23 protein-coding genes, 3 tRNA genes and 1 pseudogene are annotated in these 24970 nt (G+C 52.1%); 16 read left to right on the top strand and 11 right to left on the bottom strand.

Annotated features, from left to right (window positions below):
- Positions 1-71: 71 nt before the first annotated feature.
- The 4 genes from rsmC to ACLJNW_RS15685 all read left to right on the top strand — a co-directional run bounded on the left by rsmC (position 72) and on the right by ACLJNW_RS15685 (position 1609).
- Complete coding sequence (rsmC, locus tag ACLJNW_RS15700) at positions 72-1100, top strand: 16S rRNA (guanine(1207)-N(2))-methyltransferase RsmC (protein ID WP_001272276.1); 1029 nt, start codon at positions 72-74, stop codon at positions 1098-1100.
- Positions 1101-1290: 190 nt separating this feature from the next.
- A tRNA-Leu gene (locus tag ACLJNW_RS15695) sits at positions 1291-1377 on the top strand.
- A 27-nt stretch (positions 1378-1404) separates the two neighbouring features.
- Positions 1405-1491, top strand: a tRNA-Leu gene (locus tag ACLJNW_RS15690).
- A gap of 31 nt (positions 1492-1522) precedes the next feature.
- Positions 1523-1609, top strand: a tRNA-Leu gene (locus ACLJNW_RS15685).
- A gap of 31 nt (positions 1610-1640) precedes the next feature.
- Here the strand turns inward: ACLJNW_RS15685 and ACLJNW_RS15680 are convergent.
- The gene (locus ACLJNW_RS15680; RefSeq protein ID WP_000941877.1) at positions 1641-1877 is read right to left on the bottom strand and encodes a DUF1435 domain-containing protein; all 237 of its coding nucleotides are present in this window, start codon (positions 1875-1877) and stop codon (positions 1641-1643) included.
- Positions 1878-2127: 250 nt separating this feature from the next.
- On the opposite strand from ACLJNW_RS15680, the gene ACLJNW_RS15675 reads away from it, so the two are divergent.
- The 3 genes from ACLJNW_RS15675 to ACLJNW_RS15665 all read left to right on the top strand — a co-directional run bounded on the left by ACLJNW_RS15675 (position 2128) and on the right by ACLJNW_RS15665 (position 4710).
- Entirely contained in the window at positions 2128-3192 is a 1065-nt protein-coding gene (locus tag ACLJNW_RS15675) for a GGDEF domain-containing protein (protein ID WP_000211207.1), read from the top strand.
- A gap of 120 nt (positions 3193-3312) precedes the next feature.
- Positions 3313-4101: a siderophore-iron reductase FhuF gene (fhuF, locus tag ACLJNW_RS15670; protein ID WP_024154844.1), complete on the top strand. Its 789-nt coding sequence runs from the start codon at positions 3313-3315 to the stop codon at positions 4099-4101.
- A gap of 150 nt (positions 4102-4251) precedes the next feature.
- Positions 4252-4710, top strand: coding sequence for a YbaK/EbsC family protein (locus ACLJNW_RS15665; protein WP_000058276.1), 459 nt, complete (start codon positions 4252-4254; stop codon positions 4708-4710).
- Positions 4711-4760: 50 nt separating this feature from the next.
- Here the strand turns inward: ACLJNW_RS15665 and bglJ are convergent, their stop codons facing one another.
- Positions 4761-5435, bottom strand: a complete 675-nt coding sequence (bglJ, locus tag ACLJNW_RS15660; protein ID WP_000431553.1) for a DNA-binding transcriptional activator BglJ — start codon at positions 5433-5435, stop codon at positions 4761-4763.
- Positions 5396-6121 carry a response regulator transcription factor gene (locus ACLJNW_RS15655; protein ID WP_023204872.1) on the bottom strand — a complete coding sequence of 242 codons (726 nt, stop codon included), beginning with the start codon at positions 6119-6121 and terminating at the stop codon, positions 5396-5398. The genes bglJ and ACLJNW_RS15655 overlap by 40 nt, the downstream gene beginning before the upstream one ends.
- A 712-nt stretch (positions 6122-6833) precedes the next feature.
- Here ACLJNW_RS15655 and ACLJNW_RS15650 point away from each other — a divergent pair.
- From ACLJNW_RS15650 to opgB, 6 genes are all read left to right on the top strand, one after another.
- Positions 6834-7610: a threonine/serine exporter ThrE family protein gene (locus tag ACLJNW_RS15650; RefSeq protein WP_001674846.1), complete on the top strand. Its 777-nt coding sequence runs from the start codon at positions 6834-6836 to the stop codon at positions 7608-7610.
- Positions 7601-8074, top strand: coding sequence for a threonine/serine exporter (locus ACLJNW_RS15645; RefSeq protein ID WP_000511329.1), 474 nt, complete (start codon positions 7601-7603; stop codon positions 8072-8074). The genes ACLJNW_RS15650 and ACLJNW_RS15645 overlap by 10 nt, the downstream gene beginning before the upstream one ends.
- Before the next feature lie 92 nt (positions 8075-8166).
- Positions 8167-8706, top strand: a complete 540-nt coding sequence (gene dnaT, locus ACLJNW_RS15640; RefSeq protein ID WP_000098573.1) for a primosomal protein DnaT — start codon at positions 8167-8169, stop codon at positions 8704-8706.
- Positions 8707-8708: 2 nt separating this feature from the next.
- Positions 8709-9446 carry a DNA replication protein DnaC gene (gene dnaC / locus ACLJNW_RS15635; RefSeq protein WP_000799924.1) on the top strand — a complete coding sequence of 246 codons (738 nt, stop codon included), beginning with the start codon at positions 8709-8711 and terminating at the stop codon, positions 9444-9446.
- 57 nt (positions 9447-9503) lie between these two features.
- Positions 9504-9965 carry a DUF2501 domain-containing protein gene (locus ACLJNW_RS15630; protein WP_001090314.1) on the top strand — a complete coding sequence of 154 codons (462 nt, stop codon included), beginning with the start codon at positions 9504-9506 and terminating at the stop codon, positions 9963-9965.
- A 282-nt stretch (positions 9966-10247) separates the two neighbouring features.
- Positions 10248-12539 (top strand): phosphatidylglycerol--membrane-oligosaccharide glycerophosphotransferase, encoded by a 2292-nt coding sequence (opgB, locus tag ACLJNW_RS15625; protein ID WP_024154843.1) that lies wholly within the window; start codon positions 10248-10250, stop codon positions 12537-12539.
- A gap of 133 nt (positions 12540-12672) precedes the next feature.
- Here the strand turns inward: opgB and ACLJNW_RS15620 are convergent, their stop codons facing one another.
- The 7 genes from ACLJNW_RS15620 to ACLJNW_RS15590 form a co-directional block, all read right to left on the bottom strand.
- Positions 12673-13683 carry an SIS domain-containing protein gene (locus ACLJNW_RS15620; RefSeq protein WP_024154842.1) on the bottom strand — a complete coding sequence of 337 codons (1011 nt, stop codon included), beginning with the start codon at positions 13681-13683 and terminating at the stop codon, positions 12673-12675.
- A 17-nt stretch (positions 13684-13700) separates the two neighbouring features.
- A complete protein-coding gene (locus tag ACLJNW_RS15615; protein ID WP_024154841.1) occupies positions 13701-14762 on the bottom strand; it encodes an SIS domain-containing protein in 1062 nt (353 codons plus the stop codon).
- Positions 14763-14774: 12 nt separating this feature from the next.
- Positions 14775-15623, bottom strand: coding sequence for a PTS system mannose/fructose/sorbose family transporter subunit IID (locus ACLJNW_RS15610; protein ID WP_000178067.1), 849 nt, complete (start codon positions 15621-15623; stop codon positions 14775-14777).
- Positions 15601-16380, bottom strand: coding sequence for a PTS mannose/fructose/sorbose/N-acetylgalactosamine transporter subunit IIC (locus tag ACLJNW_RS15605; protein WP_000568567.1), 780 nt, complete (start codon positions 16378-16380; stop codon positions 15601-15603). The genes ACLJNW_RS15610 and ACLJNW_RS15605 overlap by 23 nt, the downstream gene beginning before the upstream one ends.
- A gap of 25 nt (positions 16381-16405) precedes the next feature.
- Positions 16406-16867, bottom strand: coding sequence for a PTS sugar transporter subunit IIB (locus ACLJNW_RS15600; protein WP_000634729.1), 462 nt, complete (start codon positions 16865-16867; stop codon positions 16406-16408).
- Between the two features lie 14 nt (positions 16868-16881).
- A complete protein-coding gene (locus ACLJNW_RS15595) occupies positions 16882-17304 on the bottom strand; it encodes a PTS sugar transporter subunit IIA (protein WP_000820693.1) in 423 nt (140 codons plus the stop codon).
- 101 nt (positions 17305-17405) lie between these two features.
- Positions 17406-20171 carry a sigma 54-interacting transcriptional regulator gene (locus ACLJNW_RS15590; protein ID WP_023204868.1) on the bottom strand — a complete coding sequence of 922 codons (2766 nt, stop codon included), beginning with the start codon at positions 20169-20171 and terminating at the stop codon, positions 17406-17408.
- A 136-nt stretch (positions 20172-20307) separates the two neighbouring features.
- Between ACLJNW_RS15590 and ACLJNW_RS15585 the strand changes: the two are divergent.
- Positions 20308-20382, top strand: a pseudogene (locus tag ACLJNW_RS15585) (GNAT family N-acetyltransferase); the annotation flags it as partial.
- A 111-nt stretch (positions 20383-20493) separates the two neighbouring features.
- On the opposite strand, the gene tsr reads toward ACLJNW_RS15585, so the two are convergent.
- On the bottom strand, positions 20494-22155 hold the full coding sequence (gene tsr / locus ACLJNW_RS15580; protein ID WP_000919511.1) for a methyl-accepting chemotaxis protein: 1662 nt from the start codon (positions 22153-22155) through the stop codon (positions 20494-20496).
- 366 nt (positions 22156-22521) lie between these two features.
- On the opposite strand from tsr, the gene btsT reads away from it, so the two are divergent.
- Both btsT and ACLJNW_RS15570 read left to right on the top strand, forming a co-directional pair.
- Positions 22522-24672, top strand: a complete 2151-nt coding sequence (btsT, locus tag ACLJNW_RS15575) for a pyruvate/proton symporter BtsT (RefSeq protein ID WP_023204867.1) — start codon at positions 22522-22524, stop codon at positions 24670-24672.
- Positions 24673-24766: 94 nt separating this feature from the next.
- Positions 24767-24970 carry a YbdD/YjiX family protein gene (locus tag ACLJNW_RS15570; RefSeq protein WP_000460616.1) on the top strand — a complete coding sequence of 68 codons (204 nt, stop codon included), beginning with the start codon at positions 24767-24769 and terminating at the stop codon, positions 24968-24970.

Raw genomic sequence — 24970 nt, 5'->3', positions numbered from 1 at the left:
TATAGCAAATCTGTCGAATCTGCGCCATCAAACTACTATAATCGCCGCCAGTCTGAATTAAGGAGCATTCCATGTCTGCTTTTACCCCGGCAAGTGAAGTCTTGCTGCGCCACAGTGATGATTTCGAACAAAGCCGTATTCTTTTTGCCGGAGATTTGCAGGATGACCTGCCCGCGCGCTTTGAATGCGCCGCCAGCCGCGCGCATACGCAACAGTTTCACCACTGGCAGGTATTAAGCCGCCAGATGGGCGATAACGTCCGTTTTAGCCTGGTCGCGCAAGCCAGCGATGTCGCTGACTGCGATACGCTGATCTACTACTGGCCGAAAAATAAACCCGAAGCGCAGTTCCAGTTGATGAATATTTTGTCGCTGATGCCGTCGGGCGTCGATGTTTTCGTCGTAGGGGAAAACCGCAGCGGCGTGCGTAGCGCCGAACCGATGCTGGCGGACTATGCGCCGCTGAACAAAGTAGATAGCGCGCGACGTTGCGGCCTTTACCATGGCCGTCTGGAAAAGCAGCCGCAGTTTAGTCTTGAATCCTGGTGGGCCGAGTACAACATCGACGGGCTGACCATCAAAACGTTGCCGGGCGTATTCAGCCGCGACGGACTGGATGTTGGTAGCCAACTGCTGCTGTCTACGCTGACGCCGCACACCAAAGGTAAAGTGCTGGATGTCGGCTGCGGCGCTGGCGTGCTTTCCGCCGCGCTGGCCAGCCATTCGCCGAAAGTGCGCCTGACGCTGTGTGACGTCAGCGCTCCGGCGGTGGAAGCCAGCCGCGCCACGCTTGCCGCTAATGGTCTTGAAGGCGAGGTATTCGCCAGCAACGTCTTTTCGGAAGTCAAAGGACGTTTTGACATGATCATCTCCAACCCGCCGTTCCACGACGGAATGCAAACCAGCCTCGATGCGGCGCAAACGCTCATTCGCGGCGCAGTGCGCCATCTGAACAGCGGCGGGGAGTTACGCATCGTGGCGAACGCCTTTCTGCCCTATCCTAAGATTCTGGATGAGACTTTTGGCTTCCATGAAGTCATCGCGCAAACCGGGCGCTTTAAGGTTTATCGTACCGTGATGACCCGTCAGGCGAAGAAATAGTTGGCCTGATAAGCGCAGCGCCATCTGGTTGCATGTGCCGGATGGCGACGCAAAGCGTCTTATCCAACCTACGTCTCGCGCCCATTTTTGCAGCAATCAATCTATCCCATGCAATTAACTATTGACGAATAGCTGAAAACCACTAGAATGCGCCTCCGTGGTAGTGATTCTTTTCAAGAATCGATGGTATGCGAAGGTGGCGGAATTGGTAGACGCGCTAGCTTCAGGTGTTAGTGTCCTTACGGACGTGGGGGTTCAAGTCCCCCCCCTCGCACCAAAACCACGTTGATATTGCTCGCACTGGGCGAAGGTGGCGGAATTGGTAGACGCGCTAGCTTCAGGTGTTAGTGTTCTTACGGACGTGGGGGTTCAAGTCCCCCCCCTCGCACCAACGAGGCGATATCAAAAAGTAAGATAACTGTGCGAAGGTGGCGGAATTGGTAGACGCGCTAGCTTCAGGTGTTAGTGTCCTTACGGACGTGGGGGTTCAAGTCCCCCCCCTCGCACCAATTATCTTATCCTTCCTTTGTCTCTTCATTTTCATCCCTGATTCCAGTTCATCATTGCCAACATCATGCCGCCAATAAGCGCCATACACGATGGCAGCAGTACAAAATGCCGTAATTGTTTGTGATACAACATCAGCGCAGACAGTAGCAATCCTGATACAATCAACAGCTTCAGCGCATCAGCTGACAGGCCGATAAACGCCAGTCCAACGATAATCACTCCAGGCAATAACACGCCCCATCCGCTGCCTAACGTCCGCTGCAACATGGTTTCACCTCTGGAATTGATAATGATAACCAATATCATATGATATATTTTCTCATTTGTCAGCCAGGGAGAAAGCTAAAGAGATGAGTTTTACTTAACGGTTGATGACACGTATTCAGTAAGGTGATAAATTGTCCGACTGTTAACGTAAAAACAACAACACCTCGCTTTAGGCGACCTTTTCTCATACGTTATTTTCATGTTGGCGCCCGATTCCGTGTATATCACCGATAAATAACGACAATTACCCATGACAACACCATCCTGGCGGTCGCTTCGTATTAAGAAGTATCAGTTTTCTTTACGTCTTTTCTTGTTTCTCAACGCCGTGTCGGCGCTATTTACTCTCGTTTTCCCCCTTTATCAGATCAATGTATTTTGCACGCCAATGATCGGGATAGTGGTCCTGAGCGTATTACTGTTGATATGGCATGGGAAATATGGACAAAAAAGAATTAATCTCCCCTTTATCTCCCTACTCTTTGGGGGAATATGGGCGGCGCATATTGCGCTAAAGTATCCGGCGTTAGGCCATTATGATTTCTCTTTTTTACTGATTTCCCTGCTTAGCGTTCTGTTTATCGGCTCGATAGCCTTTGCCGCGAATATCGTCGCGTTTACGCTCTATTCGCTACCGCCAGTCGCGGTCTGCCTGTGGCTGAACGGTAATGAACAAGGTTTGCGAATTCTCTATTTGCTGGCCCTGCCAATGGTGGGAATCGCTATTCAACATGTTATCCAGAAACGCTACGATAATTTTGCCCAACAGCTCATGTTTAAGCTGCTGGCCGAGCGGGAAACCCTCAATGGCCTGAGTATGCTTGATCCATTAACCGGCTTATATAACCGCCGTGGCCTGCAAAATCGGCTGGATACGTTACAGGCGCCGGGCAGCCATGAACACTACGTCCTGCTATTGGATATCGATCATTTCAAAGCGTATAACGATCACTACGGTCATATGATGGGCGATCAGGCGTTAATCCGCGTCTCAGCGGCAATTCGGGACGCCGTGCGATCGCGCGATGTCGTCTGCCGTTTTGGCGGGGAAGAATTTCTGGTGTTGCTGACCACCGCCGAACCACAGCAAGCCCGCGCTACCGCAGAACGTATCCGACAGGAAGTATACGATCTTAAAATCCCGCATATGTTTAACGAAAGCGTCGCCACCAATGTCACTGTCAGTATCGGCATTGCGCCCCTGACGGATCGCAATATCGGAGATGCTATCGAAAAAGCGGATAAAGCGCTCTACGAAGCCAAGCATCTTGGACGTAACCACATTCTGGTCAGCGACGACATGCGCGCCCTATGAATCCTGCTGACGTAATCGTGCTACGCCAACAGCGTTAACCATAAACCGCTTGCCATCGTTTATCGCTATCGATAGGATTGGCAATCATTATCATTTAGATTAACATCATTAAACTGCGCTATGGCCTACCGTTCCGCACCGATTGCTGACGATATTATCTGGCGAGCTGCTCTCCAGCCGGAAGACGCCTCGCTGGCGGACGCAGTACGCGAGACGATCGCCTCTACCCGTCAGCACCTGTTGGACTTCATCCGGCTGGATGAAACGCCGCCGCCAACGGCGATGACTCTTGCCCAGTGGACGCGCCCCGCGACGTTTCGTTCATTGCTGGCCGCCTATTCCGATCACATCTATCGGCACACGCCAGGCCTGCCACGTGAAAATAAGCCGTTACTCTCCCTGTGGGCGCAATGGTATATCGGGCTGATGACGCCGCCGCTGATGCTGGCATTACTGACGCAAGCGCGCGCTATCAATGTCTCCGCAGAACATATTCACGTTGAATTTCATGAAACCGGGCGCGCCGCGTGTTTCTGGCTTGATGTGCATCAGGATAACCTGGCAACGGGGCGTTCCCCGGAAGAACGAATGGAAACGCTAATAGTCTCCGCACTACAGCCGGTCATTCAGGCGCTGGAGGCGACTGGCGACATCAACGCGAAACTTATCTGGAGCAATACCGGTTATTTAATCAACTGGTATCTGACTGAGATGAAACCGCTGCTTGGCGAAGCCCTGCTGGCAACGCTACGCCAGCGCTGTTTTTTTGAAAAGCAGCTATCCGACGGTCAGGATAACCCGCTGTGGCGGACCGTCGTAATGCGCGACGGTCTTCTGGTACGCAGAACCTGCTGCCAACGTTACCGCTTACCTGACGTACAGCAGTGCGGCGACTGCACGTTAAAGTAAACCGCTTTACGTTGCCTTCAGTTATCGTCACGGCTTACTGCTGCTGGCCTGTCACATTATTATATTTACAGCGGCGCTCTCCGTATGCCAAATTACGTTTTGCCATTTTTGGGTCTACCGTGGCTATTGGTAAGGTCTCAGGAGAGAAGAATGAGTCTGCAATCTGTACGGCAATTTCTGGCCGATCATGCTCCCGATATTGAAATTATCGAATTAAATCAAAGTACAGCGACTGTCGAGCTGGCAGCCAAAGCACACAACGTAGAGCCAGGGCAGATAGCTAAGACGCTCTCGCTTAAAGTAAAAGACACCATTATCCTGGTGGTCGCGAAAGGCGATGCCCGCCTGGATAATAAGAAGCTTAAAACCACTTTCGGCGCAAAAGCCCGTATGTTGAGCAGCGATGAAGTGGTCAATGCAACCGGACATCCTGTCGGCGGCGTATGTCCTTTCGGGCTGGAGCACCCGCTGCCCGTTTATTGCGACATCTCTCTGAAGGGGTATAACGAAGTATTGCCTGCCGCAGGCGCCACGCACAGCGCGGTACGCATCACGCCGGAAAGAATGGCTGAACTGACATCGGCGACCTGGGTAGACGTGTGCCAATAACGTGCCTGACACCCGGATTCCCCGAACAAGCACGGCGCATCCGGCGCGGGCTATACCCGATGCTGGAGCGCGGTAGCATCTCCGGCGCGCAGATATAACAGAATATCCGCCGCATCGAGTAACCCGGCATCAGAACTCACGCCCAGCTTGGACATCACATTAAACTTATGCGCCCGGATAGTCTTAATGTTACGTTCTAACTGGACGGCAATTTGCGGCATTGAGTAGCCGTTCGACATGAAACGCAGAATCTCCCGCTCGGTTGGACTAAGCATACAATTCTGGTGAAGTTCCCAAAGATTGTCTGTACGCTCCGTTGTCCGCCGGGCGCTATTAAGCGATGTAAATAAGGCATCCTGTAAAACATCCAACGGCGACGCTTTGCTGATGACCCCATCCAGCGGCAGCGGGGATAGCGCGCTGATTAAGCGGGCTTCAGCATCATCATCGGCAATCACCAGACGCCGCATATGGGGATAATTTATCGCCAATTCCGTCAGACTGGATAATCCTGTCCGGCGTTCAGTTCTTAACGCAGAAAGAGAAAAAATAACGGCAGAAAACGGCGTCTTTAGCGCAGCCTTATAAAACGTGGATGGTTTTGAAAAAATATGAAGCGTATGTCGGCAATCCGGCATTGCATCAAATAGCCCTTTAATACCAATGGTGCTCATCACGCATTTTTCTACGAGCGCAACATTTCTCTTGCTGATTCTGTTTTCCATTCCATGGTTTCTCCATATACCGAAGGTAGGTTCAATTCTCTGGCTCCCTGAGAACTGTTTATCCATGCATACATCTCTGCATTACTGTGTATTGATAAGCGTCGCATGGCGCTATTTTTTTGGGCACTAATTGTTTTATTACTTTTTTTAAGTAACGCCGCAATTTGGTTAATGCCCCACCCTTTTCCTAAAAGGCGTAATACTTTTCGTTCAGACAGCGTAAGGACAATCGGCCTGTCGTGGGACTGCTGAATTTCAGACGGTACCTGAGGCGATAATAATGTTTTGCTTATTCTTTCTGAGCGAGCGTTTCCCGCATGGATAACGCTAATAAGATTCTCGATTGGCTCTTCGTCTGAAAGCAAGGTGCTGACGGGGCCCATCAGGAGATCAACTGCATGTGGATAGCAGGATTTAGGAACCAGAAATACCCAATGTATGTCGCGATATTGCGAGAGTAAGCTATAAAAATATTCGCAGATAGCGCGGGGAGAGGCATTGTTAACTGCTAAATCAGCAATAACTAAATTACTTCGGCGTAGCTGTAGCAGCGTTAGCTCTTCTATCGTACGACAATACACCAGTTTATAATCGGGGAAATTACCTGTTATAGCCCCTTTAAGGCCTTCCTGTATAAGAGGGGTTTTACTGATAATAAGTCCATTTTTGCAGCATCCTGGCAGCATAATTCCTCCGCACCCACGCCGCCCCCTTTCATTGCCCCATTAATAAAAACACTATTAACAATGAGCGCAAAGAAATATAGGCCGAGTGGATTAATTATCCTTGTTTTATTTTTAAATATCTAAAATTGATTGCGCTACAATCCACATAGCACAAAAACATGAAATCACTATCGCATAGTTACTCATAAAACCAGAAGCAAGACAATTAAATTAACTAAATTTGCACATTAGTAATTCTAACGAAAACTCATCATATTAATAAATTTAAAATATGAGTTCGCTCTTTATTCATATTGCTAAGTCCTAAAACAAAAGCCCAACAATACTGTCTACAATCCATAAAACCCATGTAATATCTGCGAATTACACTAAGTCATGCCTAATTTTACGCCCGCTGCTCACGCCATTGTGGTTAAACCATTAATGCATATCGTTGATAAAATTCACCACATCATTGATTCAAAAATGAGCGGCCAGGCTGGCATAATGCCTCTATTCTGGAAACGGACATACGAGAACCGTCGCCCATAAGGATATCCTGCCTGTGACGAAGCGCACGTCTCAAGAAGCTTATGCGTTGCGTCTGGCGGCTGACGTTTTTATCAACAAGAAATTGATCTTAACCAACGCCATCATGCCTGCGCTTCGTGTTAAAAAGGAAGCCTCTGTCATAGTGGCGGCGCATAGAATGTCTTTTTGGACAGGACGAGTCATGCAAGAAGAGCAATCAATTCAACGAGCAGTAACACGGTTATGTATTCAATGCGGGCTGTTTTTATTGCAGCACGGGGCGGAAAGCGCACTGGTTGATGAGCTTTCCACCCGACTCGGTTTGGCGCTCGGTATGGATAGCGTCGAAAGCGCGATCTCCTCTAACGCCATTGTCCTGACGACCATTAAAGACGGACAATGTCTGACATCGACACGTAAAAACCAGGATCGCGGCATTAATATGCACGTCGTCACGGAGGTTCAGCATATCGTTATCCTCGCGGAACATCGTCTGCTGGATTACAAAGGCGTGGAAAAACGCTTTAGCCAGCTCCGCCCGCTGCGTTATCCGCGCTGGCTGGTGGCGTTTATGGTCGGTCTTTCCTGCTCCTGCTTTTGTAAGCTGAATAATGGCGGCTGGGATGGCGCGGTTATCACCTTTTTCGCCAGTATGATAGCCATGTATATTCGCCAGATGCTGGCGCAGCGGCATTTACATCCGCAGATCAATTTTTGCATTACCGCCTTTGTCGCTACCACGATTTCCGGGCTGATGCTCACCCTTCCCGCCTTTAGCCAGACGCCCACTATCGCCATGGCGGCGAGCGTACTGCTACTGGTGCCGGGCTTTCCGCTGATTAATTCCGTCGCAGATATGTTTAAAGGACATATTAATACCGGGCTGGCGCGCTGGGCTATCGCCAGCCTGTTGACACTGGCCACCTGTGTGGGCGTAGTGATGTCAATGACAGTATGGGGGCTACGAGGATGGGTATAATCGACTTTTTACTGGCGCTAATGCAGGACATGATCTTGTCTGCGATCCCCGCCGTCGGGTTTGCGATGGTCTTTAATGTTCCCCACCGGGCGCTTCCGTGGTGCGCGCTACTGGGGGCGCTGGGTCATGGCTCGCGTATGCTGATGATGAGCGCTGGCTTTAATATCGAATGGTCGACGTTTATGGCTTCGCTGCTGGTCGGCAGTATTGGTATTCAGTGGTCACGCTGGTATCTCGCTCACCCTAAAGTGTTTACCGTCGCGGCCGTGATCCCGATGTTTCCGGGGATTTCCGCCTATACCGCGATGATTTCCGCAGTAAAAATTAGCCATCTGGGCTATAGCGAACCGATGATGATTACGCTGCTGACCAATTTTCTGAAAGCCTCTTCCATTGTTGGCGCGCTCTCAATTGGCCTCTCTGTACCGGGATTATGGCTGTACCGCAAACGCCCCCGCGTGTGATCGGTGGAACGCCTCCTGCTGTTCTTACAGGTCTGTGTGGTACTATAAAAACAGTCGCCCTTCTCGGTTGTTGTTCCATATTGAGAAACATTATGTCTTCCAGAATTTTAACGTCGGACGTCATCGGTATTGACGCCCTTTTACACGATCATCATGCTGTGCTGGCGAAGTCAACGGGCGGCGCAGTGGCGGTATTCGCTAATAATGCGCCTGCCTTTTATGCCGTGACGCCTGCACGCATGGCTGAACTGCTGGCGCTTGAAGAAAAGTTATCACGTCCGGGAAGCGATGTGGCGTTAGACGCACAATTTTACGAAGAACCCGAAGCCGCCCCCGTTGCGATTCCCTGCGGAAAATTCGCCATGTATCCCGCCTGGCAACCGGATGCGGATTTTCAGCGTCAGGCTGCCCTTTGGGGCGTGGCGCTTCGGGAGCCGGTCACCGCAGAAGAGCTGGCGGCGTTTATCGCCTACTGGCAGGCGGAAGGTAAGGTTTTTCACCATATCCAGTGGCAGCAAAAGCTGGCGCGCAGCGTGCAAATCAGCCGTTCCAGCAATGGCGGAATGCCGCAGCGCGACATCAATAGCGTCAGCGAACCTGACAATCATATTCCACCAGGTTTTAGGGGGTAACGATGAAAAATGTTGGCGACCTGATGCAGCGTCTACAAAAAATGATGCCTGCGCATATTACGCCGGCGTTTAAAACGGGCGAAGAATTGCTGGCGTGGCAGAAAGAGCAAGGCGAGATCCGGGCGGCAGCGCTGGCGCGGGAAAACCGGGCGATGAAAATGCAGCGCACCTTTAACCGTTCCGGCATTCGACCGCTGCATCAGAACTGCTCGTTTGATAACTATCGGGTTGAGTGCGACGGACAAATGAACGCGTTAAGCAAAGCCCGACAGTACGTTGATGAGTTTGACGGCAATATCGCCAGCTTTGTCTTTTCCGGCAAGCCGGGAACCGGTAAAAACCATCTCGCCGCGGCTATTTGTAACGAGCTGCTGCTGCGCGGAAAGTCGGTACTGATTATCACCGTAGCGGATATTATGTCAGCGATGAAAGACACGTTCAGCAATCGGGAAACCAGCGAAGAGCAGTTGCTTAACGATCTGAGTAACGTTGATCTGTTGGTGATCGACGAGATCGGCGTGCAGACCGAATCTCGCTATGAAAAAGTGATCATCAATCAAATTGTCGATCGTCGTTCCTCGTCAAAACGTCCCACCGGCATGTTGACGAACAGCAATATGGAAGAGATGACGAAAATGCTTGGCGAACGCGTCATGGATCGTATGCGTCTCGGCAACAGTTTATGGGTTAATTTTACCTGGGACAGTTACCGCAGCCGGGTGACGGGTAAAGAGTATTAAATTGCAACGTGCGCCAGGGCGATACAACGCCTGGCTGGCATAACACAGGTGATTACCATGAATACAGCGAAACATGTTCTGTGCTGCGCGGCGATCGCCAGCGTACTGATTTCCACCAGCGGTATTGCCGCCAGTCAGTTAAGCGCTCAGGGCGCGAACGCACAGCAGGGCGGGATGTCGCTTTCTGCGCTAACCGGTCTGCTCAGCAGAGGTGCCCAGTCGCTCAGCGCCGATAATATGAATAATGCCGCCGGTATTTTGCAGTACTGCGCCAAACAGAAACTGGCGTCCGCTACCAACGTGGAAAACGTTAAAAATCAGATTCTGAACAAGTTGGGGTTGGATACCACACAGCAGGAGCAGGACACTAACTACCTGAACGGCCTGCAAGGGTTGCTCAAGACGAAGGACGGCCAGCAGTTGAACCTCAATAATATCGGCAGTACGCCGCTGGCGGAAAAGGTGAAAACCAAAGCTTGCGATCTGGTGTTGCAGCAAGGGCTGAATTTCCTCTCCTGACTGCGTTTTTCTGACCGTGCGCCACGCCGGGACGCCCTGATAAAAGCCGTGTTTTGGCCCTTTACCCGCCAACACGGCATTAACCCGATTTTTCTCTTCGTCTTTTCCTGTTATTAACCGCTATGGCAGGAAGTGATGCCGATCAAAAAACCAACTTTCTAAACTCATTCTAAATAACAGCGCCGTGTAAAGTTATTAGAATTGCAGCAATGTGACATCGCTATTACATTGTTAGAAATTTTTTCCTGCCAGCGATAAGCCTGGTTTATTGAGGATCGTCAGTTGTCCGAGTTGCTCTCTGTCGCTCTGTTTCTCGCCTCTGTGCTGATATATGCCTGGAAGGCGGGCCGTAACACCTGGTGGTTTGCCGCCACTCTCACGGTGCTGGGACTTTTTGTCATTCTGAATATTACCCTGTATGCCAGCGACTATTTTACCGGCGACGGGATCAACGACGCAGTGCTTTATACGCTCACGAATAGTCTGACGGGAGCGGGAGTCGGCAAATATATTCTGCCGGGAATCGGCATTGCCCTGGCGTTAGTGGCGGTATTCGGCGCGCTGGGATGGGTACTACGCCGCCGCCGTCACCATCCTCATCATGTCGGTTACAGCCTGCTGGCGTTACTGCTGGCGTTGGGTTCGGTCGACGCCAGCCCGGCGTTTCGCCAGATTACCGAACTGGTAAAATCACAAATGCGCGATGGCGATCCGGATTTTGCCGTTTATTATAAAGAACCAGCAAAAACCATTCCTAATCCGAAGCTCAATCTGGTCTATATCTACGGCGAGAGCCTGGAACGGACCTATTTTGATAATGACGCGTTCCCCAATCTCACGCCAGAGTTGGGCGCGCTGAAAAATGAGGGGCTGGATTTCAGCCATACCATGCAACTGCCGGGAACGGATTACACCATCGCCGGGATGGTGGCTTCCCAGTGTGGTATTCCGCTGTTTGCGCCGTTTGAGGGCAATGCGTCCGCGTCGGTTTCCAGCTTCTTCCCGCAAAATATTTGCCTCGGCGATATTCTGAAAAACTCCGGCTACCAGAACTATTTCGTGCAGGGCGCTAACCTGCGTTTTGCCGGGAAAGACGTGTTCCTGAAATCACACGGATTTGATCATCTGTACGGCGCTGAAGAACTAAAAACGGTGGTGGCGGACCCGTCTTATCGTAACGACTGGGGCTTCTACGACGATACGGTACTTGATGAGGCATGGAAGAAATTTGAAGCGCTTTCCCGCTCAGGCCAGCGGTTTTCGCTGTTTACGCTGACCGTAGATACTCACCACCCGGACGGGTTTATCTCACGCACCTGCAACCGTAAACGCTATGATTACGACGGCAAACCCAACCAGTCCTTTAGCGCCGTAAGTTGCAGCCAGGAAAACATCGCCGAGTTTATCAACAAAATCAAAGCGTCACCGTGGTTTAAAGATACCGTTATCGTCGTCTCTTCCGACCATCTGGCGATGAATAATACGGCCTGGAAATACCTGAATAAGCAAGATCGCAACAATCTGTTTTTCATTCTGCGCGGCGATAAACCACAGCAGGAGACTCTGGCGGTCAAACGCAACACGATGGACAACGGCGCAACGGTGCTGGATATTCTCGGCGGCGATAATTTTATCGGTCTGGGACGTAGCAGCCTTTCCGGGCAGTCGCTGTCGGAAGTATTCCTGAATGTAAAAGAGAAAGTGCTGGCGATGAAGCCGGATATTATTCGCCTGTGGAATTTTCCGAAAGAGATAAAAGATTTTACCGTCGATCGGGACAAAAACATGATCGCTTTTTCCGGGAGCCACTTCCGCCTGCCGTTACTACTGCGCGTATCGGATAAGCGCGTCGAGCCGTTACCGGAAAGTGAATACTCCGCTCCGCTACGGTTCCAGTTGGCCGACTTCGCCCCGCGCGATAATTTCGTTTGGGTCGATCGCTGCTACAAAATGGCGCAGCTATGGGCGCCGGCGCTGGCGCTCTCCACCGACTGGTGCGTCTCGCAGGGGCAGCTTGGCGGGCAGCAAACCGTACAGCATGTCGATAAAGCGCAGTGGCAGGGTAAGACGGCGTTTAAAGACACGATGATCGATATGGAACGCTACAAAGGCAATGTTGATACCTTAAAGATTGTCGATAACGATATTCGTTATAAAGCCGATAGCTTTATCTTTAACGTGGCGGGCGCCCCGGAGGAGGTGAAGCAGTTTAGCGGCATTTCCCGGCCGGAGTCCTGGGGGCGCTGGTCAAATGCGCAGTTGGGCGATGAGGTTAAAATCGAATATAAAGCGCCGCTGCCGAAAAAGTTTGATCTGGTGATCACCGCCAAAGCCTTCGGCGACAACGCGAATCGGCCGATTCCGGTACGCGTAGGCAACGAAGAACAGACGCTGGTGCTGGGTCACGATGTGTCCACTATCACGCTGCATTTCAACAACCCGACGGACGCGAATACCTTAGTCATTGCGCCGCCCACTCCCGTCTCCACCAACGAAGGTAATATTTTGGGCCATTCGCCGCGCAAATTGGGGATTGGCATGGTGGAGATCAAAGTGGTGAATGTTGAGAGTTAAAAGAGAATGTCATATATGCCGGGTGGCGGCTGCGCCTTACCCGGCCTACACATCATCTTTATCAATAAACTGGCGCACAGGCCTGATAAGCGAAGCGCCATCAGGCACTGTATATATTACACGCCCCTTTCTGTTAATAATCGAACTGACGGTAGTAACGACGAATATCCAGACTGTGGCCGGTATATTTCTCGAAGTGCGCCGCCAGCCGATCAACCAGCTGTGTCGAGACGACGCAGGGCGCCATGATCCAGCGGAACTCATCATCAATGCCGTCCAGCGCATACGCTTTCGGATCAATCACCACCAGGTTATCGGTAATCTTACTGGCGAAGCGCTCCACGCGTTCATCCAGCACGCGGCATTTCCCTTCTCCTTTCACCAGAATGAGCGGAACGTCTTTTTCCAGCAGCTCCAGAGCGCCGTGGAAAAATTCCGCAGAGCTGACGGGGCGCGTGCGCTTCCACTGCATCTCTTCCAGGATACACATGGAGAACAGATAGACCTCGCCCCACATCTCCGCGCCGCCGACCCACATCATATAATCACAGTTATGATAACGGCTGGCGATAGCATCGGCCTGCGGATCAAATTTTTGTTTCGCTTTCAGCAGATTCGCCGGCAGAATTTCCAGTTGGCTGGCGAAGCGATCGTAACTGGCGAATTCGTTATTGCGCGACAGCACGCGGAAAAACAGCCAGTACAGCAGCATATATTCATATTCCACGCCATTTTTGTGACGCATCGGAATATGCCATGTCGCCGCCTGAGCCAGCAGAGAGTCCGCATTTTTGGTAATAGCGACTACGCGTATTCCCTGTGCTTTACACCACTCGGCGATCGCCACCGATTCTTTGGTATCGCCGGATTTAGACAGCGTAATAACCACAGAGTCTTTATTCAGCCGCTTATTTCCTTTATGAATTAATTCTGCCGCCTGCTCAACATAAACCGGCAACGTTGTTAATTCTTTGGCAAATTCATTAATTGCCATCATTGGCGCCAGTGAACCGCCAACAGAGGCGAAAAATAAAGAACTGAACCCGGCCTGATAAATCTCGTCAGCAACCTGTTCTGCCTTCTGGCGCGCAGCGATGATCTCACGAGCACTCGTCAGGTACTCGTCCTGATTAAAACCCAACATATTTTTCTCCTGATTGTTCAGATTTTACTTTTTAAAACGCGATCGAAATCGTCAAAAATGCGTACCGAAAGGTCGATGCCTTTCAGTGAGGCGATATGAAACGCCATGAGTTGTACCGGTACAATCAACAGTAATGGCGAGAAATGGTGATCAACCGCTACATCCAGCGCAAGCGTCTGGTCATCCTGCGCCGCCTTCGCCAGCGTGAGAGTAAAGGTTTTGGCGACCGCAGGCGTCATATACTCCCGTAGCGCCCTGGAGCGCGCGTCGGGCCGGTCCTCAAAGAAGAACATCACGTGTTCCGCATTGGCTTCCAGATACGGGCCGTGCATATAGGCTTCCAGCTCAAACCCGCTTGAGGGAACACGCACCGTCTCGGTAAATTTAGTTTCCAACTCTTTTGCCACTCCAACCAGCGCGCCGTAGCCTGTCGCCACAAAACGCGTCCCGTTTCGTAAAACGGACTGGTGCTGGTGAATAAACGCTTCCGTACGCACGATAACCAACGGCAGGGTTGCCGCGATACGTTGAAGCTGCGCCACATACTCCTCGACCTGCGATTCCGTCAGTCGCTGCTGCTGACGGGCAATTAACAACGCGATAAGCAACAGATTCAGTACCGTCGCGCTAAATCCACGGGTAACAAAGCCGACGGACTCAATCCCGGTCAGAATATCCAGTGGATAATCACTGGCCTTGCCAAGAGGGCTTTGCGGATCGGCGGTCAGAGCGAATACCGGACGTCCCTGCGCCTGAACTTTACGCATCGCCTCCAAGGTAGAAGCGCTTTTCCCGCTCTGGGAAATAGCAATAACCATATCGGCTTGCGGATCGCTATTCTCATACTGGCTAAAGGTGTACGGCTCTTTAATATCGATAGAGATACCGCAGCGCTCAAAGAAATAACGGGCGCAAAAGGCGGCATTCGATGACGATCCGGTGGCTAATATCAGGATTCGTCGTAACGTTTTTTGGCTGGCGAACCGCGATACTTCTTCCAGAGACTGGCGATGGCGTCGAATAATATTCGCCAGGACGTCAGACTCTTCGTTAATATAGGTCAGCATGGTTGGTGACATTGTGTATCCCTCTTAAAATAACCCTATCCAGGAACCGAAAATTCCCACCAGCGCAATACCGCCAATGATGGTTAACGGTTTCACTTTTTTCCCTAACAGCCAGTACACAATGGCGAAGCTAATTAACGGCAGCAGACAAGGCATGATGTCGTTAATAATGTCCTGAACATGGGTTTTCGCTTCTCCCGTACCAAACGTAATGGGAATGGTGATATCAATCATGGAGGCCGTCATCGCGCCAACCACCATCAGACCGATAATCGAGGCGCCATAGGTTAGGCTTTCCATCATTCCGCTTTGCTGAATACGTTGCAGTACGCCGGTTCCCAGCACATAGCCCCAGCGGGTAAAGAACCAGCGGGCCAGAATATGCGGTACGTTAAACACCAGCAGAAATAAAATCGGCCCCAGAATATTGCCTTTCAGCGCCAGGCTGGTACCGATGCCAGTGGCGATAAGGCGCAATGTTCCCCAGAAAAAAGAGTCGCCAATACCCGCCAGCGGCCCCATTAACGACGCTTTGACGTTATCGATAGAACTGGCATCCATCTCTTTCTGCTGGCTATTTTTCTCCTCCATCGCCACGGTAATACCGAGGATCAACGTCACAATGTGCGGTGTGGTATTAAAGAAAGCCAGATGGCGTTTTAGCGCTTCGGAAAGATCTTCTTTTCGGCTATACAGTTTCTTTAATACCGGAATGAGCGTATAGACGAACGCCAGGTTCATTTGTCGTTCATAGTTCCAGGAAAACTCCATCTGGAATGACCGCCAGAAGACGCGGCGTAAATCACGCGCGGTGACCAGACCAGTGGTTTCCGCCTGCTGGCGGTCTTTATCAGAAATCATCTTCATCGTCATGAGACGCTCCTTGCGCAGGTGCCGGTTGCGAGGCCGCAAATTTCGGCATATTGACCATCACGACGGCGACGATCGCGCCGAGAATCGCAATACCCGTCACCGGAATTTTTAAATACGCCATTAAAACAAAACCGAGGAAAAAATAGGGGGCGACCTTTTTATTAATTAATAAGCGCGCCAGCATGGCAAAACCCAGCGCGGGAATAATACCGGTGGCAACGCTTAATCCATGTTTAATAAATTCTGGAATGGCATCCAGAAAACCTTTAACCATATTCACGCCCGCTAAATAAGAGACCGTGACGATAATCCCCAGCGTCAGCGACAGCCCAATGCCGGAGATTAAATGCATACGCTCAATGCCCCGGGTATCCCCCATCTCAGCGTAAGCATCGGCTTTATGACAGAGCAACGGAATAAACATTCCGTTATAGATATTTTTCACAATTAACGCCAGTGTCGCGATTGGCAAACCTAATAACAGCGCGGTTTCCGCCCCAGCGCCGGAATTAATCGCAAAGGCCACACCTAAAATACCGCCAGTGACCACATCCGGCGGCAGCGACGCGCCCACCGAAAAGGAACCGATAAACGCCAACTCCAGCGTCGCGCCCATCACAATTCCGGTTTCCATGTCGCCCAGCACCAGTCCGGTTAACAGTCCGGTCACGATAGGTCTGGAAATCAGCGACGTCCCTAATGCATATTCAGACTGGGCGATAAACGCCACCAGTCCCAGTAAAAGTGCCTCTATCATAAAATATCCTCAGGCGTTAATCCGCTCAGGCAAAAAGTTGTTTACGATCGTTAGGCACCAGCCGAATTTCTATCTCTACTCCGCCAGCCGCCAGCTCCCGAAGTTGAGTCATTTCATCCGCTAACAGATTGATGGCTTTAGCAATATTCTGGCTCCCTTCACGTACCTTCGTGCCGCCTAAATTAATGCTTTTAATGTCGGGTAATTCGCGCGCCAGCCGGTACGCATCCGCCACGGATTCAACAACAATAAAAAGTTTATATTTATCGGTAACGCCGCTTTTTATCGCTTCAATTGAATCGGCAATATTTTTAATAACCAGCTTCACCGCGGGCGGCTTCGCCATTTTAATGGTGGTTTTACGCAGGTCATCATTAGGTACGCTGTCGTTGGCAATTAAAATACAGTCTGCGCCAACGTACTGCGTCCAGGAAAAGGCGACCTGTCCATGTAATAAACGATGATCCACCCGTAAAAAAACAATCATGACGCTTCCTCCCCTTAAAAATCTTTATCGCTTTGCATGGCGCTGGTGATAGTTTGATTGCAGTACTGAATATTTTCTTTTGAATCCGCTAACGCCGTCATTATGGTATGCGTGGTATTGCCATCGTTTTCCGACATAAAGAGATCGATAACCAGCGGCAGGTTAATCCCTGCCAGCAGATGAAAATTTTCTCGTGATAAATAACGGACAAATTCGTTATTCACGCTGCCGGCAAAAATATCGGTCAGCGCAATAATTTCATCTTCCGGCGGGATCCGGGCAATTAGCGTATCTACCTGCTGGCTTAAATCCACGCTCTCTTCAACGTAAGCGCACAGCGTCCAGACATTTGACCGTTTGCCTAAAATCAGCTCCACGGAGTTTAAAACTCCGCTGGCCAGCGTGCCGTGGCTGGCGAAAATATAATGTCTCTTCATCCTGACCTCTAAAACACATTCCACTGTGATAAAAGAGAGCAAGCGGCGTGCCAGAAAAAGTGGCGCGCCGAAAAAAGATGCGGGTTAACAGAGCGAAATAGTTAAAACTGTTGATCTTGCTCGATAAGTTCTGTTTCGAAGGTCAGGATATTATGGATATAGCCAAGCTCGGCGGTGGGGATTTTGACACTGTAGTTACTCTCAATGACACTAAACGCTTCCCGTAGCCGATTCAGTTCCTGTTCCGGACACTGTTGTCCACTATAAGCAGTAATGCCCGCATGACGGATCAGACGCTCAATCAGGCAACTAATATGCACATAGAGCGCCACCTTTCTTTCATTCGAGACGGTAACGCCCGCCAGATGCTCATAGCGCAGCAGAAACTGCTCAACGTGGTTGATGACTTTGCTGGTGTCGAGGATGGTGACGGATTCAATCACTCGTCGGAGCGAGAAGTTTTTCAGCAGCAGGTTGTTGATCTCCGCCACCTGCTCCGGCGTGGTCAGCGAACCAAACAGCCGCATCAGATAGTGATTCCCCTCGCCGGAGATCAGCGAGTCGAGCGAAATCCACGGCACGCTGGCGATGTGCGGGTCCAGCGTGCCGACTATCGCCAGTACGTCGTAGCGCATAAATACCGGCTCTTGGGTTTTATTGCTCGCCAGCATCGCATAATCGCAGGCGACGACGTCAATCTCCAGCGCCTGCGGAATACTGGCGCTCAGTAATGCGCAAAGATTCGTCGCCACACCGATACCGGTCGCGCAGGTGGTCAGTATGGCGCGCGGTTTGTTGCTTTTCGGCCAGTAGAGCTGATACTCGACCGGCACATCCCGGGCGATATCGCGGGCGATCTCTTCAATAAAATGCCCTTGTAAAATACGCTCCCCTACATACAGGGCCATGCTGGTCGAGACGTTGTTGATAATCGTCACCGGCGTGGAAAGCGCGCGATCAAAATGACGATGAATGGCCTTGAGCGATCCCATATCCACCAGAATCATCAGGCCGGAGGCGAGCGGATGCTCTTCCAGATAGCGCATCACCTGCTGCGCTATCGCCTCCGGCGTGACGTCCAGCGGCATATCGAACGATTCAAAAATCGTATTTTTCAGTAACCGGTTGGCGACGTTGGCGATACTGCTGGCGGTGGCATAACCGTGCGCCAGAATCACCGCATGCGTCACCTGTTTTTGGTTGTTAGCCCCCTGTTTATGCAGCCAAAGCGCCAGCAGCAGCATATCAATGCGTCTCGGCTCCAGATCCAGCTTCTGGCCCAGCGTCTCCAGAATTTGTAAACAGAAGCTGTACAGCAGCGGATATTTCTGGGCGAGGAAGGCGTCCAGTTGGCGGATCTGCTCGCTGTTGAGACGAGAAGGCGCCAGTGCGGTACGATGGATTAAATAGTGGCTAAGCGCGTAAATACAGTTGCCGTTAAGCTGCATATTGAAACGCTTCTCCAGACGATAAAACTCTTCCCGCACCTGGCTTGTAATTAACAGCAACCGCTGTGAGTGCACATTATCGTCGCCGGTAAAAATCAGGCGATCGAAGAGGGTCTCAATTTCATCGCCCATTCTTTTTTGTACCGTCTCCCACTCCTCTTTCCCGCTACGTACCAGTTCGTATAGCGCCAGCACATGACACTGCGTATCATGGATCATGCCCTGCATCTCGTCGCGGGCGCGCAGCAGCCAGGTAAGGTTCGTGTCGGGCGAGATGCTCACCGGCGTGTCGTCCGCCAGCGGTTCATTCAGTGACGGCAATGCCGACAGCATGGCATCCGGCAGATCGTGCAGCGACACGGTAACGGTTTCCTGCCCAGGCTTTTTCGCCCATGCCGTCGCCACCGCATACTTCACCACATTTTTCAGCTCGCCGACGTTGCCGCGATAAACATATTGATTGAGGATCTGCAACAAACGCGGTTTGAGGATAAGCGTGGCCGAAAGTTTTTTCGCCTCCGTCCAGAAAAACAGTAAGATCAGCGCCTCTTTTTCCTGGCGGCTACGGTGCTGGAGATCCGGCAGGTTGACCTGAATCGGGATGCGTCGCAAAAATGTCGTCAGAAAGGTACTGTGTATCTCTTCGGTCGTCGCAAATACCAGACGTACCGAAACCGGATGCCCCTGCGCGGTGTCGCCTACCCGATAAATTTCACCACGATCGAGCCAGGTAAAGAGCTTCTCCTGCCCTTCGGCGCTCAGCCGGTGGACTTCATCCAGGAATAACATGCCGCCGTCAGCCGCCTCGAACGCGCCCGGTCTGTCGCTCTGCGCGCCGGTAAACGCGCCCTTCACATAGCCAAAAAGATTCGCCGCCAGCAGTTCGGGATTGCTCGCATACTGGGCGCAATTAAAACTGATAAATGGCGCATCCGGCGACAGAAGCGCCTGGGCGATGGCATATTCGTGCATGAGCTGCGCCAGATAACTTTTCCCGGTGCCGCTTTCGCCGGTCATCAGTAGCGGCAGTCCGCCGTCGGGATAAAACAGCGCGGTTTTCAGTTGCTCAATCGGCCGCTTCAGGCTTTCGTTATGACCAATCAACAGAGAAAAGTGATCGTCCGGCGCGCACTCCTGTTCCCCGTGCGCTAACAGCTCCGCGACGCTGGCGTATTCATTACGCGAAAGGGTAAAAAACTGTTGGCTAAATGCCTGCTTATGCAGGAAATAGACGGGACGGGTATTGATTTTGCAGAGCACGCCCTGCGCCACCAGTTGGTTCAGATAATGGCTGGCGGTATTACGCTGCATATTAAAACGCTGCGCCAGATAGCGCGCGGTAAACACCTCACTGACATTTTCCGGATCAAAAAAATCCGTTTGGTTCATCAGGAAAGCAAGCAGGGCATCTTTGCGCATCGTATCCTCTCACGATTATCACATCAGCAATTATGATGCCGCGAAACAAGGCTCTCCTGCCGTGCGTTCTCTCGCTTTATTCATTTTTTGTGGATCACCGCACACCTTCACTCAACGTTGGATTAGCGCGCGATATCAGAAAAGAGAGAAGGAAGCGGCGCACGGCCTGGCGTATGAATCACGCTGCGCCATGCGCCTGATGCTGGTTTAAAATCGGCCTGCGCGGACTGCCAGGCCTGGTAAGCGCTACGCCATCAGGCAAAAGTGTGAACATCTCATCCGGCCTACGATCATCTGTAGGCCGACTGTTCACCATACGCCCTTAAAACGTTTCCCAATTATCGCTGCCGTCGGCCACAGCGGCCTTTGGTGACGACACGGCTGCCGGGGTTTTTACCGCAGCCACTTCACGCGCACGCTGCTGTTGCTGGTGAATACGGAACACCGCGACGGCCTGGGTCAGACGGCTGGCTTGCTCTTCCAGCGCCGCAGCCGCGGCGGCGGACTCTTCCACCAGCGAGGCGTTCTGCTGCGTTACGCGATCCATCTCCGCTACCGCCAGGCCCACCTGGTCGATACCACGGCTTTGCTCGTCGGACGCCGAGGCAATCTCGCCCATGATATCGGTCACGCGGGTCACTGCATTGACGATCTCATCCATGGTTTCACCGGCGCTTTCGACCAGCGTCGACCCCACATCAACACGGCTCACGGAATCCTCAATCAGACTCTTGATCTCTCGTGCCGCCTGCGCGCTACGCTGGGCCAGATTACGGACTTCACCGGCTACCACCGCGAACCCGCGTCCCTGCTCGCCTGCGCGCGCCGCTTCTACCGCCGCATTCAGCGCCAGGATATTGGTCTGGAAAGCAATACCGTCGATTACGCTGATAATATCGGCGATTTTCTGCGAACTGGAGGCGATATCGCGCATTGTTTGTACGACGTTATCCACCACTTTGCCGCCTTTTTGCGCTGTTTCAGAGGCGCTCAATGCCAGGTGACTGGCCTGACGGGCGTTTTCGGCGTTCTGTTTCACGGTGGCGGTCAGTTGTTCCATACTGGCGGCGGTCTCTTCCAGAGACGCTGCCTGCTGCTCAGTACGGGAAGAGAGATCGTTGTTGCCCATCGCAATCTCGCTGGCGCCGCTATAGATCGCATTCGCGCCGTTACGTACATCGCCAACGGTACGCATCAGTTCACTTTGCATATGACGCAGGTTTTCAGCCAACTGCCCCATTTCGTTGGAGCCTTCCACGTCGATACGCTTCACCAGATCGCCGCTGGCGATATGGCGAATGCTTTCAATCAGACGATTCATCGGGGCGATAAGCGACAGTTTGATGCCGAACCAGACGGCGATAATGACCACCAGAACGGCAATCAGCACACTGACCAGTACCCACATCGCCTGGTTGTAGGAACTGTTGTTATCCTCAACAGCAATATCGTACAGACGATCGTTTTGCTGCATATAGGCCATGTACTGCTTCTCAAAAGCGTCCTGATAGCTTTGAGTCGGTTGATCAAAAAACTCGTTAATCTTACCCGCGCCAAGAAGCTGAATAAGCTCCGCCAACGCGCCGTGGTAGATATCATAGGTTCGTTTGATCTCAAGGAAAGCCGCTTCACTCTGACGTGGATCGCGCGGTAACGCCTCATACTGCGCCCAGTTTTTTTCGGTCAGCTTCAGCGTATTGGTCGCCCCCTGCATCAGTTCAGCGACAGTTGCGCCGCTGCCAATATTGCTCTGGTCCATCATCCAGCGGATACCCGCGCGATTCAGGGTATTACGCGTTTGTAACAGCTCCACCCAGGTTGCATTCAGGGCAGACTGCTGCTGACGAATGGTTTGCAATACGGTGAAGTTTTCTTTGTCATTCTTCAGCGAGTTGAAGAACAGCCCGCCGGATGTCAGTTGTAAAAGGCCAAATAGCGCCAATACCAGCAGTAAGCTGGTAACAATTTTAATTCGCTTTAACATGTTTTCTCTTTCCGCTAGACAGATACAGAATTTTCGGCCTGGAAAGGGAAAACTTTATGGGATGCGCGCCATTAATATCACGATTAGCTCAGTGAAGTCGTTATGACGCCCCGCGCAACAAGGATCGTCCCATTTTATATCGTGATCTCAATCACATAAAATAGCCCACGCCCTCCTCCGCGAAACCGCTTACCGGTACGTCCGACCGCTTAAACCGCCATACAACCACTCACTGATTTACCTAACTTTACGCGCGCGATGATCTGGCAAGATCCTCTCAGCATAGCAGTCAATCTACCTCCTCAAACACGAACTCAATGTCCACCCAGCTTCGGCTGATAATTAAACTTACAACCAGGTTTTACTATGGATACGAAAAAGATATTCAAGCACATACCCTGGGTGATTCTCGGAATCATCGGTGCTTTCTGCCTCTCGGTTGTTGCCCTACGTCGGGGTGAACACGTGAGCGCCCTGTGGATCGTGGTCGCTTCCGTTTCCGTCTATCTGGTGGCTTACCGCTACTACAGCCTGTATATCGCCCAGAAGGTCATGAAACTCGACCCGACGCGCGCGACGCCGGCGGTCATCAATAACGACGGCCTGAACTACGTGCCGACTAACCGCTACGTGCTGTTTGGTCACCACTTCGCCGCCATCGCCGGCGCAGGTCCGCTGGTCGGGCCGGTATTGGCCGCGCAGATGGGCTACCTGCCGGGGACACTGTGGCTGCTGGCGGGCGTAGTGCTCGCGGGCGCAGTGCAGGACTTTATGGTGCTGTTCATCTCTTCCCGCCGTAACGGCGCCTCTCTTGGCGAGATGATCAAAGAAGAGATGGGTACCGTTCCAGGCACCATCGCGCTGTTCGGCTGCTTCTTAATTATGATCATCATCCTCGCGGTGCTGGCATTAATCGTGGTTAAAGCGCTGGCCGAAAGCCCGTGGGGCGTCTTCACCGTCTGCTCCACGGTGCCGATTGCGCTGTTTATGGGCATCTACATGCGCTTCCTGCGTCCGGGACGCGTAGGCGAAGTCTCCGTTATTGGTATCGTGCTGCTGGTGGCGTCTATTTACTTCGGCGGCGTAATTGCCCACGACCCGTACTGGGGCCCGGCGCTGACCTTTAAAGACACCACCATTACCTTCGCGCTGATCGGCTACGCATTTGTTTCCGCGCTGCTGCCGGTATGGCTGATCCTCGCCCCGCGCGACTATCTCGCTACCTTCCTGAAAATCGGCGTGATCGTCGGTCTGGCGCTGGGGATTGTGATCCTCAACCCGGAACTGAAAATGCCGGCGTTGACGCAATACGTCGACGGTACCGGCCCGCTGTGGAAAGGCGCTCTGTTCCCGTTCCTGTTCATCACCATCGCCTGTGGCGCCGTCTCTGGCTTCCACGCGCTCATCTCTTCCGGTACCACGCCGAAACTGCTGGCCTGTGAGACTGATGCGCGTTTTATCGGCTACGGCGCGATGCTGATGGAGTCCTTTGTTGCGGTGATGGCGCTGGTGGCGGCCTCGATCATTGAACCGGGGCTCTACTTCGCGATGAACACCCCGCCGGCAGGTCTGGGCATTACCATGCCAAACCTGCACGAGATGGGCGGCGAGAACGCGCCGCTGATTATGGCGCAGTTGAAAGACGTTACCACACATGCAGCGGCAACCGTCAGCTCCTGGGGCTTTGTGATTTCCCCGGAACAAATCCTGCAAACGGCGAAAGATATCGGTGAACCGTCAGTATTGAACCGCGCAGGCGGCGCGCCAACGCTGGCAGTAGGTATCGCGCACGTGTTCCACAAAGTCCTGCCGATGGCGGATATGGGCTTCTGGTATCACTTCGGTATTCTGTTCGAAGCACTGTTTATCCTGACCGCACTGGATGCGGGTACCCGTTCCGGCCGCTTTATGTTGCAGGATTTGCTGGGTAACTTCGTCCCGTTCCTGAAAAAAACCGATTCTCTGGTCGCGGGTATCATCGGTACCGCAGGCTGCGTCGGTTTGTGGGGCTATCTGCTGTATCAGGGCGTGGTCGACCCGCTGGGCGGCGTGAAGAGCCTGTGGCCGCTGTTCGGTATCTCTAACCAGATGCTGGCCGCCGTGGCGCTGGTGTTGAGCACCGTGGTACTGATCAAAATGCAGCGCACCAAGTACATCTGGGTGACGGTGATCCCGGCGGTATGGCTGCTGATCTGCACCACCTGGGCGCTGGGCCTGAAACTGTTCAGCGCCAACCCACAGATGGAAGGTTTCTTCTACATGGCAAACCTGTATAAAGAGAAGATTGCCAACGGCACCAACCTGACCGAGCAGCAGATTGCCAACATGAACCATATCGTGGTGAACAACTACACTAACGCTGGTTTGAGTATTCTGTTCCTGGTGGTGGTGTACAGTATTATCTTCTACGGTTTCACCACCTGGATGAAGGTACGCAACAGCGATAAACGTACCGACAAAGAAACCCCGTATGTGCCCGTGCCGGAAGGCGGCGTGAAGATCTCTTCACACCACTAAAACTGATGCCGGGTAGCGCACAGCGCTCCCGGCTAGTGTAGGCCGGATAAGGCGCAAGCCGCCATCCGGCTTTATTCATTAACAGGACGGCAGAATGTTTGATACTTTAGGTCAGGCAAAAAAATATCTCGGCCAGGCGGCAAAAATGTTGATTGGTATTCCGGACTACGACAACTATGTCGAGCACATGAAAACCAACCATCCCGACAAGCCGTACATGACCTATGAAGAGTTCTTCCGCGAACGTCAGCAAGCACGTTACGGCGGCGATGGCAAAGGCGGTATGCGCTGTTGTTAA

The organism is Salmonella sp. SAL4457 (assembly GCF_046548235.1).
GTDB lineage: Bacteria > Pseudomonadota > Gammaproteobacteria > Enterobacterales > Enterobacteriaceae > Salmonella > Salmonella enterica.
The sequence above is the reverse complement of the archived record's forward strand: the minus strand, read 5'-3'. Positions and strand labels throughout refer to the sequence as shown.